The sequence below is a fragment of the Mycobacterium sp. KBS0706 genome, assembly GCF_005938675.2.
Taxonomy (GTDB): domain Bacteria; phylum Pseudomonadota; class Alphaproteobacteria; order DSM-16000; family Inquilinaceae; genus Inquilinus.
On the sequence record NZ_VCCH02000130.1, the window covers coordinates 1 to 16,465 of the forward strand.

The window sequence follows — 16,465 nt, forward strand, 5'->3', positions numbered from 1 at the left end:
GAGCGAAAGAGCGAGGCGGAGCGCTTAGCGTATTCTGGCGGTAAGACCTTGCGGTACCCCCTGCTACGCGCTGATTGACCGCGTGGGGGCAGACGAGTTGGCCGCGATTGATACCCGGAAGTTCGCCGATGTGCCGGAGTTCGTTGACCGACTCATGCGGCGATACGGCGCCGTCTTCGACACCAGTCCCCTGCCTTAGCTGGCGGACAAAATCATGCCGCCGCCCGCGATCGGCGCTGTGCCCTCCTGCCCTCTATGTGGCGCTTCGATGCCCCCGGCATACGGCTCGACGCGGAAGTCGGACAGGCAGCCGGTTCTGGGGATTCTCGCGACACCCAACCTGCACTGGCATCCGCAACGAGGGTGGACCCGGGATCCTTCAGTCCCGTCGCAATCCGCATCAGCTGCGGCTGGGTAGGGTACCTCAAGCGGGCTGCCACGTTATGACGTTGAGGTGCCGACAGCTTGGCCTGGCGCAGGTAGAATCCAGATCGCTTCAAGAGCATGGATATTCACAATGTCGGCAGGTCCCGCTGATCCCACGAAGGTTTGTGAGGCCGTCCTCGGTGAGGAAATGGCCTACAACATCAAACACAAAATCTACCCGAGCAAGAACGCTATAGTAGAGCGCCTCTTGGCCCGTCGTGTAGAGATGGAGCCCGTGTACGCCGCGCTCCATAGGAAACTCTCAGCACCCCCATCGGCCCTTTCAACATTTCTCGATGTGGTGCTGGCGACCGCGGCATTCTGGAACTCTGACCGAATTGCGGTAGCGCGTAATACTCGTACTCGTCTCAAGGCCGTTAACGGACTGATAGCTGAGAGGGCTGATGAGCTTGCCGCATTGCTGTCCGAGCGAGACAGGCTCTACGAGACCTCCAGCTTTTCTACAGAGACGGAATATCATCCGATCGATGTGATCGATGCGGCGGCTGCAGCCTCGGGTAACTATGGTTATCAATCGCATGTCAAGGACAGGCTTACCAGGATACGCGAACGGTTCGATCTGAAGTATTGGCCATCATTGAGCGAGTTGGTCGCGGTGATCGGTGACGATGCGAAGGGCGCGGGAATTCTGGCGGCGGACCCTGCAACCGCGGCGGCGATCGATGCCCCCCGAGCATCGCCGGTCGACTTCTTTAGGGCATTGTTCGAGAACATCAAATTGAGCAGCACGGTCCATGGTGGCTCCATCCCGCAGGGCTTCCGACCCACGGACGAGTCTCTTGCGACACTGGCCAATTGTGCGCTGGATCTGCCCTGCAATCGCCTCGCGACCGGCGACTATGTCAAACGGTTCCGTCAGCGTGAACGGGAGCGCACCAACAGTCGATCCCGCCGAGGCGCTGGATCGCTTGGAAACGTCTGCTAGCGCGAGATAGCAGTGCGTGCTTCATATTTAACTATCAGATAATGCATTTCTGGAAAATAGTCGCATTAGATCGTAAAAACTCTTCCATTGTAGGCGCCATAGCCGCACATCCGCCCATATTCATCCCGAGTAGGCCCTCGAGGCGTTGCTGGGCTACATGGGCCTCAGGGTCATGACCTTTCCGTCAGGGCGGGGCAAACGCCTGCCTCGAACTTCCACCAGGCCGTGCGGCTGCTGACGGAGGAGATCGGCATCGACACCTTCGTCTGCACCGTGTCGCCGATGGACCGGCACGGCTATTTCAGCTTCGGCACGGGGAACGACTACTCGACCAAGGTCGCCCGGTCGGCCAGACGAGTGCTGGTCGAGGTCAACGAGAACATGCCGCGGGTGTTCGGAGAGGGCGCGCAGCTGCATGTGTCCGAGGTGGATGCGATCGTCGAGAATCACGTTCCGCTCCTGGAGCTGCCGGGCCGCGGCCCGGCGCCGGAGGACGAGGCCATCGGCCGCACCATCGCCGGCCTGGTTCCGGACGGAGCCTGTCTGCAGATGGGCGTCGGGGCGCTGCCCAACCTGGTCTGCGCCGCGCCCAGGGAGCGCAGCTGCGCGTCAGGCAGCGGCCCGCTGGCATGGTCGATCAAGGCGAGGGCATGACCCTCGCGAGCGGCGATGCTCGGCATCGCGAACGGGAAGTTCAGTCCCGAGCGGGCCTGTAGAAGGCTGGGGCGTCACCGGAATGCGATTGGTCGTGGCAGCTCAACTAGCGCACTCCGCCAGCAACAAAGATCAGGGGAGGAACAAGGATGACGATCGACAGTCGTGCCGTACCGCCTCGTGCGGAGAAGGCCCCTAGCGGGAGCCTTTTGGGGCACCTCTATGTGCAGGTCCTCTGTGCGATCGTCCTGGGAATTGCCCTCGGGCACTTCTATCCGAGCCTCGGTGCGGATATGAGGCCGCTGGGCGATGCCTTCATCAAAGCGATCAAGATGCTGGTGGCGCCGATCATCTTCTGCACCGTGGTCCACGGCATTGCCAGCGTCGGCGACCTCCGCAAGGTCGGCCGGATCGGCTTCAAGGCGCTCGTCTATTTCGAAGCGATCACGACAATCGCCTTGGTCGTCGGCCTCATCGCGATGCGCTTCACCGAACCCGGTGCCGGCCTGAACATCGACCCGTCGACGCTGCAATCGAGCGCGCTCCAGGGGATTGGAGGAAAAGCGCCTCAGCTCGAGACCATCTCCGACTATTTCCTCCACATTATTCCCGACACCTTCGTCGGGGCCTTTGCCGAGGGCGAGATTCTTCAGGTTCTGTTCGCCGCGATCCTCTTCTCTTTCGCAGTGCATAGCCTCGGAGACAAGGGGAAGCCGCTGCTGCAGGTAATCGATCTCACGGCACAGGGATTCTTTGCAGCAGTCGGCATCGTCATGAAGGCCGCGCCGATCGGCGCGTTCGGCGCCATGGCCTTCACGATCGGCAAATACGGCATCGCCTCGCTGCTGCCGCTCCTGCATCTCATCGCGGTCTACTATGCGACCTGCCTGTTCTTCGTCTTCGTCGTTCTCGGCATCGTCTGCCGACTTGCGGGTTTCCGGATCTGGGCGCTCATTCGCTATCTCAGGGAAGAACTCCTCATCGTCCTGGGCACGTCGTCTTCCGAGGCCGCTCTGCCGCGGCTGATGTCCAAGCTTCAGGCACTCGGCATCGAGAGGTCTGTGGTCGGCCTCGTCGTCCCGGCGGGCTACTCGTTCAACCTTGATGGCACCTGCATCAATCTCACGGTTCTCGCGATCTTCATCGCCCAGGCGACGAACACGGACCTTAGTCTTGCCCAGGAACTCGGGCTTCTCGCAGTCTTGCTGCTCACATCCAAGGGAGCCGCGAGCGTGACCGGCGGCTCGCTCGTCGTGCTGGCGGCCACACTCGCCTCCACGGGAATCGTCCCGGTCGCCGGGATCGCGATCATCCTGGGCATCTACCGCTTCATCTCGGAAGGCGGGGCCTTGGTGAACGCCATCGGAAACGGCGTGGCCGCGATCGTTGTGGCAAAATGGGAGGGAGCCCTCGACGAAGCCCGGATGCGGAGATGCCTCGGGCGAGGTGCATCGGATGAGCCCGTTCCGTCCGAGGCAGACAGTCGCGAGGCGCAGAGCCGCTCTTCCTAGTAGTGTCGCCGAAGCAACGGTTCACCACTCTCAGATGGAAGGCCATCATGAAGATATCTTGCGTCGATCACTTCGTCCTGACCGTTGCCGACATCGACGAAACCTGCCGCTTCTATGGCACGGCGCTCGGCATGGAGATCATCACCTTTGGAGAGGGCCGCAAGGCGCTCGGATTCGGCCGAAACAAGATCAACCTTCACCAGAAGGGCAAGGAGTTCGAGCCGAAGGCCAGCCGGCCGATTCCAGGGGCGGGCGATTTCTGCCTGATCACCGAAGAACCGATCGAACGGGTGGTCGCGCATCTCAAGGCATCGGGTGTCGCGATCGAAGATGGGCCGGTGGCGCGCACGGGCGCAACTGGACCGATCACCTCCGTCTACATCCGCGATCCCGACGGTAATCTCGTGGAGATCTCGAACTACTGAGCGTCCCGTCGGCGCCCCTGCTGGTTCCGACGACGCCGGCCGCGTAAGATCCGGACGTGACCCATCTCGACCTCGTCTCGCTGCGCCTCTTCGTGTCCGTCGTCGAGCAACGCAGCATCGCCCAAGCCTCTCGCACCCACAACATTGCGGCATCGGCCGTCAGCAAGCGGCTCTCGGATCTGGAAGCGCGCGTCGGCGTCACGCTGCTCTATCGCCTGAAGGAGGGCGTGGAACCGACGCCGGCGGGTCAGGCGCTCTACCGTCACGCCAAGCGGATGACCCGGATCGTCGAGGACTTGGAGGCGGAACTGAGCGAGTATTCGCAAGGGGCCCGAGGTCATGTCCGCCTCTGGGCCAATACCTCTGCGGTAACCCAGTTCCTGCCCGAGGATCTGGCGGCCTACGTCGCTCATTTCCCGGAGGTTCGGATCGAGCTGCGGGAGGACACTAGCAACCGCATCGTGGACGCCGTTCGCGACGGCTTCGCCGATATGGGCGTCTTCTCAGACCACATCGGCCCGACCGATCTCGAGACGCGGATCTACCGGCGTGACACGCTCATGCTGATCGTACCGAGCGGCCACCCCCTCGCTGGCCGCGAGCGCGTCCGACTTGCCGAGACCGCAGCGTTCGACCATGTTGGCTTGCAGGAAGGCAGCTCCCTGCAGGCGCGCCTTTTGGAGGAGGCCGGCCGCGACGGAACGCCGATCCGCATGCGGGTCCAGGTGTTTGGTTTCGATGGCATCAGGCGGATGGTCGAGGCCGGGCTCGGTATCGCCGTGCTTCCGCAAGGCGCCGTCCTTCCCTATCTCGGCAAGAACGAATTCTGTGCCGTCGAGCTCGACGAGTCGTGGGCTGTCCGGTCGCTGTTGCTGGGTTTTCGCGAATACAGGTCGCTGCCCATCGTGGCACGGGCGCTCATCGAATGCCTCGCGCCTGACGAGGCGGAGCAGGGGCAGGCCACACGGCCTTCGCTTTAGGCACGGCCGTCGCGCACCCTTGACGTCGGGCGAGGTCGAGTGCCGGCCCGCACCAGTTGTTGTCGGCACGGGACGTTTCCGGGCCGGTGCCAGGTGCCATCCCAATTGGCGATGACGGTCATCGCCATCGATTGATCGCCGAGCGCTTCGGGCGACGCCATGCTTTCGTCCAGGAAGCGCGCCGCAAGGTGGGTGGCCGCGACGGCCCGGGGCGACATCGGTTCGAGCCCGAGTGCCGAGGCGACACCCAACACGGCGGTAGAGACATGCAGAAGGTCATTCAGGGATGAAGATCGGATTCTCCGGCCTCGGCCAGATGGGAAAACCCATCGCCCTTAATCTGCTCGGGGGAGGTGGCGATCTCGTCGTCCACGACATCAGGGCTGACGCCTTCCCTGAATTCGAGGCGAAAGGCGCGCGCACCACGACCGCTCCCGCCCTGCTCGCGGCGGCGGACGTCGTCTTCCTCTGCTTGCCGAGTGCGCCGGTCGTTCGAGCCCTTCTGCTCGGTGAACATGGCCTGGCGGAGCATCTGGGGCCGGGCCGCATCGTCGTCGATCTCAGCACGATCACCTACACCGCCACGACCGAGATCGCGAACGCGCTCGAAGCGCGCGGGGTTGCGTTTCTAGATGCACCGGTCTCCGGTATGGAGGCCCGCGCCCGGGACGGCACATTGACGGTGATGTGCGGCGGCCGGCGTGACGTGTTCGATGCGGTGAAGCCCTATCTCCACCGCATCGGCACCAAGGTCCTCTATATGGGCGCCTCCGGCAGCGGCCAACTGACCAAGCTCATCAACCAGCTTCTATTCGACATCAACGCCGCGGCGCTCGCCGAGATCCTACCGATGGCGGTCAAGATGGGTCTCGACCCCGAGAACGTTGCCGAGGTGGTCAACAGCGGCACCGGGCGCAGCTACGCCTCGGAATTCTTCGTGCCGCGCATCCTGGAGGGTTCCTTCAGCGCCGGTTATCCGATGAAGGCGGCATACAAGGATCTGATCAGCGCAGCCGAAATTTCCGCCGGGCGCGGCATCCCGCTGCCGGTGCTGGCCGCAGCCACCGCGACCTATCAGCAGGCGCTGCTGAAGGGACATGGCGACGAGGACAAGGGCGGAATGATCCACGTCTTCGAGGATCTGCTCGGCGTCCGTTTTCGCAAGGTGTCGTCACAGGCCTGAGAGGAAAGAGACATGTCCAGTGCACACGGTCTCGGGCGCGGCCTGACCAACTATGGTGACCGGGATTTCGCCCGTTTTCTCCGCCGGTCCTTCGCCCGCTCGACCGGCGTTTCCCCGGAGCTTCTCGGCAAGCCTGTCGTCGGCATCGTCATGACGCCGTCCGGTTTCAACAATTGTCACCGCTACATGCCGGATCTGGTCGAGGCGGTGTCGCGCGGTGTGCTGGCCTCGGGCGGGTTGCCGATGCCGTTCCCGACGATATCGCTCGGCGAGGTGTTCCTGAACCCGACGAGCATGATGTTCCGCAACCTGATGGCGATGGATACGGAGGAGATGATCCGCGCCCAGCCGATGGATGCGGTGGTCCTGATCGGCGGCTGCGACAAGACCGTGCCGGCCCAGCTGATGGGTGCTGCTTCCGCGGGCCTCCCGGCTATACAGCTGGTGACGGGCCCGATGTCGACGGGCCGGCATCGCGGCATGCGGCTCGGCGCCTGCACGGATTGCCGCGGCTTCTGGGCCAAGTATCGCGCCGGCGCGGTTGATGCCGACGAGATTGCGACGGTCGAGGGCCGCCTCGCGGTGACGGCCGGCACGTGTGCCGTCATGGGGACGGCGAGCACGATGGCCTGCATCGCCGAAACCCTCGGCATGTCCCTCCCGGGCACCGCGGCCATTCCGGCGGTCCATTCGGCGCGTCTCGTAGCGGCGGAGGAAAGCGGCCGGGCGGCGGTGCGCCTGATCCAGAGGCCGATCACCCCCGCCGAGGTCATCACGCTCGAATCCGTCGAGAACGCTTTCCGTCTGCTGATGGCGCTCGGCGGCTCGACCAATGCAATCGTGCATCTGACGGCGATCGCCGGGCGGCTTGGCATCCGTATCCCGATGGAGCGTCTCAACGCGATCTCCGACGAGACGCCGGTCCTTGTCGACCTCAAGCCGGTCGGCGAGGGCTACATGGAGGACTTCTTCGCCGCTGGAGGGGTGGGAGCCGTCCTGCGCGAAATCCGGCCCCTTCTCCACCTCGACACGATCGATGTGGAAGGCCGAAGACTGCGCGAGCGGCTCGACGAACCGCTCGATTGGGTTGACCGGGCGGTGATCCGGCCTTTCGACGATCCGGTGTCCCAGGTCGGCGGCCTTGTCGCGCTGCAGGGCAGCCTCGCGCCCGACGGTGCCATCTTCAAGCGTGCGGCGGCCACGCCGGCGCTGTTCGAGACCGAGGGGCGGGCGGTGGTGTTCGAGGGGCTCGAAGATCTCAGCAACCGGATCGACGACCCCAACCTCGATGTCGCGCCTAACGATGTCCTGGTGCTCAAGAATTCCGGCCCGCAAGCGGCCGGCATGCCGGAAGCAGGCTACCTGCCGATCCCGATGAAGTTGGCCCAGGCAGGGGTCAAGGACATGGTGCGGATCTCCGATGCGCGCATGTCCGGCACCGCCTTCGGCACCATCGTGCTCCATGTGGCGCCAGAGGCTGCCGTCGGCGGACCACTCGCGGCGGTTCGCAACGGCGATCGTATTCGCCTCTCGGTCGCGAGCAAACGCATCGACCTGCTGGTCGATGAGGCGGAGATTCTGCGCCGGCTCGCGGATATCCAGCCGCCGCCCATGCCGCGCCGCGGCTACCAAACTTTGTACCGGCGCACCGTGCTGCAGGCGCCTGAGGGCTGTGATTTCGATTTCCTCGCCGCGAAGCAGCCCGGGTGAGGCCGCAGGCGAGGCTTCCATTCAACGACTGGAGACCATCGTGAACCTCTACACGAAGCTGCGCGAGCGCGAAGCCTCGGGAACACCGCTGCGCATCGGCCTGATCGGGGCCGGCAAGTTCGGCTCCATGTACTTGGCCCAGGTGCCGCGCACGCCCGGCGTGCACCTCGTCGGTATCGCCGACCTGTCGCCCACGGCGGCGTGCAGGAACCTGGCGCGCGTGGGCTGGCCCGAAGAGCGCTATGGCGCCTCCTGTCTGGACGAGGCGTTCAAGAGGCGGACGACGCATGTCGGCGGCGACTGGGAGGCGTTGATCGCGCATCCCGAGGTCGAGATCATCGTCGAATGCACCGGCAACCCCGTCGCCGCGGTCGAGCATTGTCTGGCCGCATTCCGTCACGGCAAGGACGTCATCAACGTCACGGTGGAGGCCGACGCCTTCTGCGGTCCGCTGCTCGCCTTGAAGGCCCGGCAGGCCGGCGTGATCTACAGCCTGGCCTATGGGGACCAGCCGGCGCTTGCATGCGAGCTCGTCGATTGGGCACGCGCGAGCGGTTTTCCGGTGGTTGCTGCCGGCCGCGGGCACAAATGGCTGCCGCATTACCGCGAATCCACGCCTGACACGGTGTGGGATTTCTGGGGCCTGACGGCGGAGCAGGCCGAACGTGGCGGTCTCAACCCCAAGATGTTCAACGCGTTCCTGGACGGTTCGAAGCCCGCCATCGAGAGCGCGGCGATCGCCAACGCCACGGGGCTCGAAGCGCCCGAGGAGGGGCTGGCTTTCCCGCCGGGCTCCATCGACGATATTCCAACTCTGATGAGGCCGCGGAGCGAGGGCGGCGTGCTCGACCGCAAGGGGCTGGTCGAGGTGGTCTCATGCCTGCGGCCGGACGGAAGCCAGATTCCTTACGATATCCGCAAGGGGGTCTGGGTCTCGATCGAGGCCGACACCGACTACATTCGTCACTGTTTCGAGGAGTACAAGGTCGTCACCGACCCCGGCGGCCGCTATATGTGCCTCTACAAGCGGTGGCACCTGATCGGGCTCGAGCTCGGCATTTCGGTCGCCTCGATCGGGCTCCGCCGCGAGCCGACCGGCGTCGCGACCTTCTTCAACGCGGACGTCATCGCCACCGCCAAACGCGACCTGCGGGTCGGCGAGATCCTGGACGGGGAGGGGGGATACACGGTGTTCGGCAAGCTCGCCCCTGCGAAGACATCGCTCGCGACCGGTTTCCTTCCGCTGGGCCTCGCCCATGGGATCGAGATCAAGCGGCCGGTCTCGAAGGACCAGTCGCTGACATGGGCTGATGTTGCGGTCGATGATTCATTCTTGGCCTACAAGCTCAGGCGGGAGATGGAGGCGCTGTTCCACCCAGCCATAGAGCGGTAGCACCGCTGTTCTTGGGAAGGAGCCGCCATCTTTAGGCGCGGCATCGATCGTCCTACTGGTCCTCCAGCAAATCCCGCAGCGCCGTGGTCACGGCCTTAGGATTCTCGATCGGTGTCATGTAGCCACTGGGCGGCACAACGATCAGCCTCGGGTGCGGCGACAGCTCAGCCATCGTCGCGAGGTTTCCGTTGTCGATTGACATGAGAGCCTCATAGCGCCCGCGTATGAGTGCCATCTGGCCTTTGGAATTCACAAATCCGGGGCCATCGCCGAAGTTTAGGCTGCTGCGCCGCGGAACGGTGCTGGCAGCTGATCAAGGGGCAAGAACGTGCCGTGTCACCTCGAATTCACCAAGGCGCAGCTCCCTATCGAGGTGGAGGGCGTCGGCGTCGACATTTCTGCGATCCATCGCCGCGGCGAGCTGATGCCGATCGTGTTCCTGCACGGCTTCGGCTCCACCAAGGAGGACTACGCCGATATCTCGCGCCATGCGGCCTTCGCCGGTCGTCCGTTCGTCGCCTACGACGCGCCGGGCTGCGGCGAGACCCGATGCCATGACCTGTCGCGGATCTCCATTTCGTTCATGGTCGAAACGGCGTTGGCCGTGCTCGACCGCCTCGAAATCGCGCGGTTCCACCTTGTCGGCCATTCCATGGGCGGCCTGACGGCGCTGATGCTCGCGCATCGGCACCCGAACCGGGTGGTCAGCTTCGTCGACATCGAGGGGAACATCGCGCCCGAGGACTGCTTTCTCAGCCGGCAGATCGTCGACTATCCGGAGGGCGACGCCGAGCGCTTCTTCGACGGCTTCATCGAGCGGACCCAGCATGCGCCGGCCTATGCCAGCGCCCTCTATGCCGCCAGCCTGCGCCACAAGGTTCGGGCCGGCGCCGTGCCGGCCATCTTCCGGTCCATGGTCGAGCTGTCCCACTACGGCGACCTGATGGACAAGTTCATACGCCTGCCGTGCCCGAAGATGTTCATGTATGGCGAGCAGAATTCCTCGCTGTCCTATCTGGCGCACATCCACGCCGAAGGTGTTCGGCTGGCGGAGATCCCGTTCTGCGGTCACTTCCCCATGTACTCGAACCCGGTCCTGATGTGGGACAGGATCGCCGACTTCCTGGCGGGCTGCGGTGCCGGCTAGGTGGGCCCGGCGGCCGGCAGGATGCCGCCGCCGATCAGGGCCACCGCCGCCTCGACGATCGGGTTGGGACGCGCGGCGTTCCACGCGACCGCGGCAGTCACGACCGTGACCTTCTCCTTCAGCGGCCGCAGCACGACGTTTTCCGGGGCGATCTTGCGGAACGCCGACGGCACCAGGGCGACCCCTTGGCCCCAGCTGACAAAGGCGATCTGGGACGCGGCCGAGCGGACATGATGCAGAATCCGCGGCGAGAAGCCGTGGGACCGGCAGGCCGCCGTCATACTGTCGAAGGACAGGGGGCTGACCTGGCGCGAGAACATCACGAAGTCCTCGTTGGCGAGGCTGGCGAGCTCGATGCGTGGTAGAGTGGCCATCGGATGATCGCGCTGCAGCGCCACCGCCAGCCGATCCTGCGCCACCGGCAGCGAGCGGATGTTCGGGCCGAGATTGCCTTCCAGCCGGGCGAAGGCGAGGTCGAGCTCGCCGGTCTCGAGCGCCGGCACGGCGTCGACGCTGTCGATCTCGCGGACGGAGACGGTCAAGCCGGGATGGTCCAGCCGCAGCCGCCGCAGCAGTAACGGCAGTTCGCCCAGCATGGCCGAGGTGATCGCACCGATGTTGAGAACGCCCGTCTGGCCGGCGATGGCCTCACGCACGGCCAGGTCGAGCCGTTCGAGCTGGTCGGCGAATTTGCGCACCGCCGGCAGGATCGCGGCGCCGATCGGCGTCAGCTTGGTGCCGCGCCGGTTGCGCTCGAACAGCCTGACGCCGAGCGCCTGCTCGAGCGCCTGGATCTGCTCGGTCAGCGGCGGTTGCGACATGCCCAGCCGCTCGGCGGCGCGCCCGAAATGCTCCTCCTCGGCGACGGCCAGGAACAGCCAGAGGTGCCGGATGAACCGGAAGTTCAGAGACGTCGCCATAGGCAGAGCATATCACAGGGTTCCCGACTTCGGATTGTACCTATCACATCGAGAGTGCGAAGCAGCCCAAGTCCATTGCCCGATCGCGAGGCTGCCGTGTCTGTTTCTCCACTCGACCGCCTGGCCGCGCTCGACACCAACACCGTGTCGGATGCACTCGATTTTCTGTCGCTGCCCGGCGCCACATTCGGCCTGCGCCCGCTTTGGGCCTGCCCGAAGATCGCCGGCCGCGCCAGCACGATCCAGCTCGGCCGTAAGACCGATGCAGCGCCGACCGTCCATCTGATCTCGCCCGTGATCGCACGGATCGCGGCCAAAGACCGGGTGCTGGTCATCGCCGGCGGCGTGGACGGGATCTCCTGCTGGGGCGACATCCTGGCCAATGCCGCATGGAAGAAGGGGATCCGCGGCTCGATCATTGACGGCTCCAGCCGCGACATCGAGGGCTCGGAATCGATCAGCTATCCGGTCTTCGGCCGCGGCGTCACGATGATCAGCGCCCGCAACCGGTTGGTGCAGACCTCAGCGGGCGAGCCGGTCGTGATGGCCGGCGTCACAGTGCGGGAGGACGATTACGTCATCGCCGACCGTTGCGGCACGGTGTTCGTGCCGGCCGGGCGGATCGAGGCGGTGCTCGACCTCGGCGAGCGGATCGCACAGCGCCAGGCCGGCATGGTGGCGGCGGTGCGCGCCGGCCGGTCGGTCGAGGACGTGATGCATGACAGCCAGTTCGAAGCTATCCGGAAGGAGACCGTGTGATGTCGAGCGAGGATCGCGAACTCGTTGCCCTGTTCGAAGACCTGGACACACCAGGCGTATCGGATGCCATGGACAAGCTCGGCCTGCCGGGCCAGTGCTTCGGCATCGTGCCGCTCGCCGACTACACCCGCACGGTGGTCGGGTCAGCCTTCACGGTGAAGTATGTCCCGGCCAGCACCCCGCCGGGCACCGTCGGTGACTTCATCGACGACGTGGCCGCGGGGGATTTCGTCGTCATCGACAATGATGGCCGCACCGACTGCACGGTCTGGGGTGACATCATGACCCAGTACGCCGGGGCCCGGAACTTCGCCGGGACGGTGATCGACGGCGTCTGCCGCGACGTGTCCAAGGCGCAGGCGGACGGCTATCCGCTGTTCACCCGGGGCCGCTTCATGCGGACCGGCAAGGATCGCGTCCAGGTCGAGGCGGTGAACGTGACCGTATCCATCGGTGAGGCGCGGGTCAGCCCGCGCGATGTCGTCGTCGCCGATGCGAACGGCGTCGTCGTCGTGCCGCGGGACCGGGCGCGAGAGGTGGCGGAGACGGCACGGCAGATCGAGGCGGTGGAAGCCCGCATCCGCGAGGCGATCGCCAACGGCAGCACCATCGCGGCAGCCCGGGAGCAGCTGGGCTATCACACCCTGCAGCGGAAATCGTAACAACGCCTGCGTCGGCACGATCACGTCTGGAACTGGCGGCCGAAATCGCAGCAGCCGCGGACGAGGTCGACAATTCCCTCCATGGACCGGCTCATCGGCTCCTTCCGCCGCAAGATGGCGTAGGGAACCGGTGGCAGCGCCGGCTTCGTCCTCACGATCGCTAGCTTGTCCTCAGTGACCAGCGGCATGAAGGCGTCGCGCGGCAGGTAGCTGACGCCGACCCCCGCGATCGTCAGCCCAATCAGCGCGACGAGGCTGTCCGTCGAAATGGTCCGGTCGAAGATCGCTCCCTGGTTCCTGAACCACGACATGTAGAACAGGCCCGATCCTGACCGGCTGCCCTGGACCAAAAGCGGAAACGCAGCCAGATCGACGATAGACAAAGCGCGACGGGACTTTACGAGTCCCGGCCGCGCCATCCAGGCATTGGCGACCTCGCCGATCCGGATCGTCTGCAGCGATTGCTCGCTGAAGATGTCCGGAACGACGATGAAGTCGAAGCTTCCGTGCGCCAGCTGTTCGAGCAGGGTCCGGCTGTGTTCGACCGCCGGCTCGACCGAAACCCGTGGAAATTCCCGCTGCATTGCCGTCACGAATCGCGCCAGCCAGGTCAGGGCCGTCAGCTCCGTGACTCCGATCCGGAGCTGTCGCTTTGACGGCGCGTCCGTCCTGGACTCGATCATGCGCTGTTGCAGGGCGAGCATCTCCTCGCCGAGCGCCAGGATGTGCTCGCCGTACTCCGTCAGGCGGGCGCTGCGCTGGCTGCGGTCGAAGACGGGAGCGCCGACCGATTGCTCGAGAGCCTGAATCCGCTTCGAGATGGCCGACTGCGCGGTATTCAGCCGCGCGGCCGCCCCCTCGAAACTGCCGGTCCGTACGATCCACGCGAGGGTTTCCAGCTGCTTGAGGGTCGGCATCGCACCAATCCAAATTCCATGAGGGGATGAGATTACATCTCCTTATATCGCTATTTTCGATCATAGGGGGTGCCTAGACTGCTGCTGGCTCCGAGGCATTCCGGACGGACAAGCCCCTCGGTCCGGATCGAGAGGACGACATGCGGCAGCACCAGCATCGGCAAGAAGCGTCTTCGGACGCCGCGCTCATCGAGGCCTTCAGAACCACCTCGACCGCCGTGATCAGCGACAATCTCGACCGCCTACCCGGCGCGCTGGGCCTGCGGCCGTTCTACAGCGGCGGCGTCATGGCCGGCCGAGCGGTCACGGTCCGGACCTCCTGCGGCGACAACCTGGCAGTCTACCGGGCGCTGGACCTGCTCGAGCCCGGCAATGTGCTCGTGATCGACGGCGGTGGCGACACGGGCCGGGCGCTGATTGGCGAGATCATGGCCGCGATTGCGGCCAGCAAAGGCGCCGCGGGCATCGTGGTCGACGGCGCCATTCGGGACAGCGCCGTGCTGTCCAGATCATCCTTCCCGTGCTTCGCCAGGGCAGCGATCCACCGTGGGCCCTACAAGAACGGTCCCGGCGCCATCAACGAGTCCATCGCGATCGGCGGCATGGTGGTGGAGCCCGGCAATGTTGTCGTCGGCGACGAGGACGGGGTGGTCGCCTTCCCCGTCGCCAAGGCACCGGAGCTGCTGGCGGCGGTCCGCGAGCAGCAGAGCCGCGAGGCCGAAATCCTGCTGTCCATTCGCGAGGGCCGTTATCGCGGCGCCTACGGCAAGGAATCCGCCTGAATTCCACCTAACCGGACGCGCGGCGGCAACGCCGCGTGATTCGAATAATATTTGAGGGAGCGCACCATGAGCATGTCCACGGCGGCGGCAACGGCGACGGCTCGCCGGACCCATTTCCGATGGGTGGTGTTGGCGCTGATCTTCGTGATCTATACCATCGCGGCTGCGGACCGGGCCAATCTGGGCTTCGCCCTTCCCTTCATCCGGAAGGAGTTCGAGATGTCGAACACCGAGGCCGGGGCACTTCTCAGCCTCTTCCTCTGGGGCTATGCGCTCGCGCAGATCCCGTCGGGACTTGCCATCAGCCGGTTCGGCGTTCGACGGTTCTTCTCCTGGGCCATGCTCCTCACCTCCGGCTTCACGGCGCTGGCCGGATGGAGCTCGTCCGCGCTCGCGCTGAAGCTCAGCCGCATCGGCCTCGGGATCGCCGAGGCACCGCTTCCGATCGGCGTGACCACGACGATCAACAACTGGTTTCCGGCGCGCGAGAAGGGGATCGCGAGCGGGGTCTTCCTGTCGGCGGTCAAGTTCGGCCCGGTGATCGTGCCGCCGATCTGCGCCGTGATCGTCAGCCATTGGTCGTGGCGCGAGATCTTCCATTTCTTCGCCATCCCCGGCGTGCTTCTGGCCCTGGTGTGGTACTGGTTTGTCCCGAACCATCCGTCCGGCAGCCGGCTCTGCTCCCCGCAGGAGCAGGACATCATCGCCGACAAGGCCGTCGCCGCATCCGGGGCCGCCGGCGCTCGCGGTCGCAGTGATTTCGGCGTCCTGGACAGGTTGATCCGGGCCCGGAAGCCGAAAATCCTGGAGACCAGGGCCCAGCTGTTCCGATCCTGGGACATTTGGGGCTGCTCGCTTGGCTACAGCTTTCAGCTGGGCATCTCGAACTACCTGCTGGCCTGGATTCCGACCTATCTGATCACGGTCAAGAATCTCTCGATCACCGGGACGGGCTTCGTTGCCATGGCGCCCTGGATCGGCGCGGTCGCCGGCAACTTGATCGGCGGCTGGATCTCCGACCGCTGGCTCGATAAGCGGCGCAAGCCGGGCATGATGTTCTCGGCGCTGGCCACCGCCGGGACGATGTATGCGCTGGTCAACGCGCCGTCGGACCCGGCCGCCCTTGCCGCACTCCTCTTCGCCACGGGCCTTCTGCTGAGCATCGGCTTCTCGGCCTACATGGCCTATCCGATGATGCTGGCGAGCAAGCAGACCTTTCCGCTCGCCAACGCGATCGTCAACACGGGCGGCCAGATTGGCGGCGCCTGTGCCCCACTGGCTGCGGGCTTCATGCTCGACGCCTATGGCTGGAGCTCAGTCTTCCTGCTGATGGCCGCGGGCTCGCTCGCGACGTTCCTGGTGCTGACCACCATTCGCGAGCCCCTCGGGTAGCTCGCTAGATGGTCGGGCGCTCGGCGAGCGGCCTCGAGCCAGGCAGGCGGCTAGAACAGCTCAGACCGTGCCACCCGGCGCAGGTGAGGAGGGCCACCGACGGGGCGGGCTGACTCGTATCAGGTTCCTCGATCGGTAATTGGGGTGACGACACGAAAGTGATCAGATTGTCCGGCTCGCGAGAACATACGTGGAACGCTTCAGCTCGCGCGACCGGAGGCGTTCACGGCCTCTGCGCCGAGCGCCTCATACAACGCGGTTTTCCCCACCTTGATCCGTGCCGCGGCCTCTCGGACCGTGAGGCCCTGGGTGATGAGCGTCCTGGCCCGGCGGAGCTTCTCCTCCGTCACCACCGGCTTCCGCCCGCCCCGGCGGCCGCGGGCTGCGGCAGCGCCAAGACCGGCCCGAGTTCGCTCCCGTATGAGGTCGCGCTCGAATTGTCCGAGGGCGCCGAAGATGTGGAAGATGAGCCTGCCGCCGGGCGTAGTGGTGTCGATCGCTTCCGTAAGGGACCGGAAACCGACGCCGCGGGTCTCCAGCGCGTTTACGGTCTCGATCAGGTGCGGCAGCGAGCGGCCGAGGCGGTCCAGCTTCCACACCACCAGCACGTCGCCCTCCCGCACGAAAGCCAGGGCCGCCGTCAGGCCCGGTCGGTCGA

The 16,465-nt window shown here is 65.3% G+C and carries 17 protein-coding genes; 13 read left to right on the forward strand and 4 right to left on the reverse strand.

All coding sequences use genetic code 11. The features are described 5' to 3' along the window. Positions 1 to 574 precede the first annotated feature (574 nt). From FFK22_RS37445 to FFK22_RS37480, 8 genes are all read left to right on the forward strand, one after another. On the forward strand, positions 575 to 1,372 hold the full coding sequence (locus FFK22_RS37445) for a hypothetical protein (RefSeq protein WP_221939151.1): 798 nt from the start codon (positions 575 to 577) through the stop codon (positions 1,370 to 1,372). Between the two features lie 225 nt (positions 1,373 to 1,597). Next, positions 1,598 to 2,026, forward strand: a complete 429-nt coding sequence (locus FFK22_RS37450; RefSeq protein ID WP_306770237.1) for a hypothetical protein — start codon at positions 1,598 to 1,600, stop codon at positions 2,024 to 2,026. Positions 2,027 to 2,175: 149 nt separating this feature from the next. Then, positions 2,176 to 3,537: a C4-dicarboxylate transporter DctA gene (dctA, locus tag FFK22_RS37455; RefSeq protein ID WP_138892930.1), complete on the forward strand. Its 1,362-nt coding sequence runs from the start codon at positions 2,176 to 2,178 to the stop codon at positions 3,535 to 3,537. A 47-nt stretch (positions 3,538 to 3,584) separates the two neighbouring features. Further along, the gene (locus FFK22_RS37460; protein ID WP_138892931.1) at positions 3,585 to 3,962 is read left to right on the forward strand and encodes a VOC family protein; all 378 of its coding nucleotides are present in this window, start codon (positions 3,585 to 3,587) and stop codon (positions 3,960 to 3,962) included. 56 nt (positions 3,963 to 4,018) lie between these two features. After that, a complete protein-coding gene (locus FFK22_RS37465; RefSeq protein ID WP_138892932.1) occupies positions 4,019 to 4,942 on the forward strand; it encodes a LysR substrate-binding domain-containing protein in 924 nt (307 codons plus the stop codon). Positions 4,943 to 5,228: 286 nt separating this feature from the next. Next, positions 5,229 to 6,125: an NAD(P)-dependent oxidoreductase gene (locus tag FFK22_RS37470; RefSeq protein ID WP_138892933.1), complete on the forward strand. Its 897-nt coding sequence runs from the start codon at positions 5,229 to 5,231 to the stop codon at positions 6,123 to 6,125. A 12-nt stretch (positions 6,126 to 6,137) separates the two neighbouring features. Continuing rightward, the gene (locus FFK22_RS37475; protein WP_138892934.1) at positions 6,138 to 7,835 is read left to right on the forward strand and encodes a dihydroxy-acid dehydratase; all 1,698 of its coding nucleotides are present in this window, start codon (positions 6,138 to 6,140) and stop codon (positions 7,833 to 7,835) included. A gap of 40 nt (positions 7,836 to 7,875) precedes the next feature. Beyond that, the gene (locus tag FFK22_RS37480) at positions 7,876 to 9,228 is read left to right on the forward strand and encodes an NAD(P)H-dependent oxidoreductase (RefSeq protein WP_138892935.1); all 1,353 of its coding nucleotides are present in this window, start codon (positions 7,876 to 7,878) and stop codon (positions 9,226 to 9,228) included. Between the two features lie 52 nt (positions 9,229 to 9,280). Here FFK22_RS37480 and FFK22_RS43460 read toward each other — a convergent pair whose 3' ends face one another. After that, complete coding sequence (locus FFK22_RS43460) at positions 9,281 to 9,430, reverse strand: alpha/beta fold hydrolase (protein WP_186002880.1); 150 nt, start codon at positions 9,428 to 9,430, stop codon at positions 9,281 to 9,283. 126 nt (positions 9,431 to 9,556) lie between these two features. Here FFK22_RS43460 and FFK22_RS37485 point away from each other — a divergent pair, with 126 nt between their 5' ends. Continuing rightward, complete coding sequence (locus tag FFK22_RS37485) at positions 9,557 to 10,375, forward strand: alpha/beta fold hydrolase (RefSeq protein ID WP_221939152.1); 819 nt, start codon at positions 9,557 to 9,559, stop codon at positions 10,373 to 10,375. Here the strand turns inward: FFK22_RS37485 and FFK22_RS37490 are convergent. Next, positions 10,372 to 11,295 carry a LysR substrate-binding domain-containing protein gene (locus tag FFK22_RS37490; protein ID WP_138892936.1) on the reverse strand — a complete coding sequence of 308 codons (924 nt, stop codon included), beginning with the start codon at positions 11,293 to 11,295 and terminating at the stop codon, positions 10,372 to 10,374. The genes FFK22_RS37485 and FFK22_RS37490 overlap by 4 nt on opposite strands. A gap of 96 nt (positions 11,296 to 11,391) precedes the next feature. Here FFK22_RS37490 and FFK22_RS37495 point away from each other — a divergent pair, with 96 nt between their 5' ends. Together FFK22_RS37495 and FFK22_RS37500 are read left to right on the forward strand one after the other, a co-directional pair. Beyond that, positions 11,392 to 12,054 (forward strand): RraA family protein, encoded by a 663-nt coding sequence (locus tag FFK22_RS37495; RefSeq protein ID WP_221939153.1) that lies wholly within the window; start codon positions 11,392 to 11,394, stop codon positions 12,052 to 12,054. After that, positions 12,054 to 12,716 carry an RraA family protein gene (locus FFK22_RS37500; protein WP_138892938.1) on the forward strand — a complete coding sequence of 221 codons (663 nt, stop codon included), beginning with the start codon at positions 12,054 to 12,056 and terminating at the stop codon, positions 12,714 to 12,716. Before FFK22_RS37495 ends, FFK22_RS37500 begins: the two co-directional genes overlap by 1 nt. A 20-nt stretch (positions 12,717 to 12,736) precedes the next feature. On the opposite strand, the gene FFK22_RS37505 is transcribed toward FFK22_RS37500, so the two are convergent. Continuing rightward, on the reverse strand, positions 12,737 to 13,633 hold the full coding sequence (locus FFK22_RS37505) for a LysR family transcriptional regulator (protein WP_138892939.1): 897 nt from the start codon (positions 13,631 to 13,633) through the stop codon (positions 12,737 to 12,739). Positions 13,634 to 13,773: 140 nt separating this feature from the next. Between FFK22_RS37505 and FFK22_RS37510 the strand changes: the two genes are divergently transcribed. Continuing rightward, on the forward strand, positions 13,774 to 14,415 hold the full coding sequence (locus FFK22_RS37510; RefSeq protein ID WP_138892940.1) for an RraA family protein: 642 nt from the start codon (positions 13,774 to 13,776) through the stop codon (positions 14,413 to 14,415). A gap of 66 nt (positions 14,416 to 14,481) precedes the next feature. Further along, the gene (locus FFK22_RS37515) at positions 14,482 to 15,807 is read left to right on the forward strand and encodes an MFS transporter (RefSeq protein WP_138892941.1); all 1,326 of its coding nucleotides are present in this window, start codon (positions 14,482 to 14,484) and stop codon (positions 15,805 to 15,807) included. A 200-nt stretch (positions 15,808 to 16,007) separates the two neighbouring features. On the opposite strand, the gene FFK22_RS37520 is transcribed toward FFK22_RS37515, so the two are convergent. Continuing rightward, positions 16,008 to 16,465 (reverse strand): recombinase family protein (locus tag FFK22_RS37520; protein WP_143956925.1); only part of this gene is annotated, 458 nt, incomplete at its 5' end.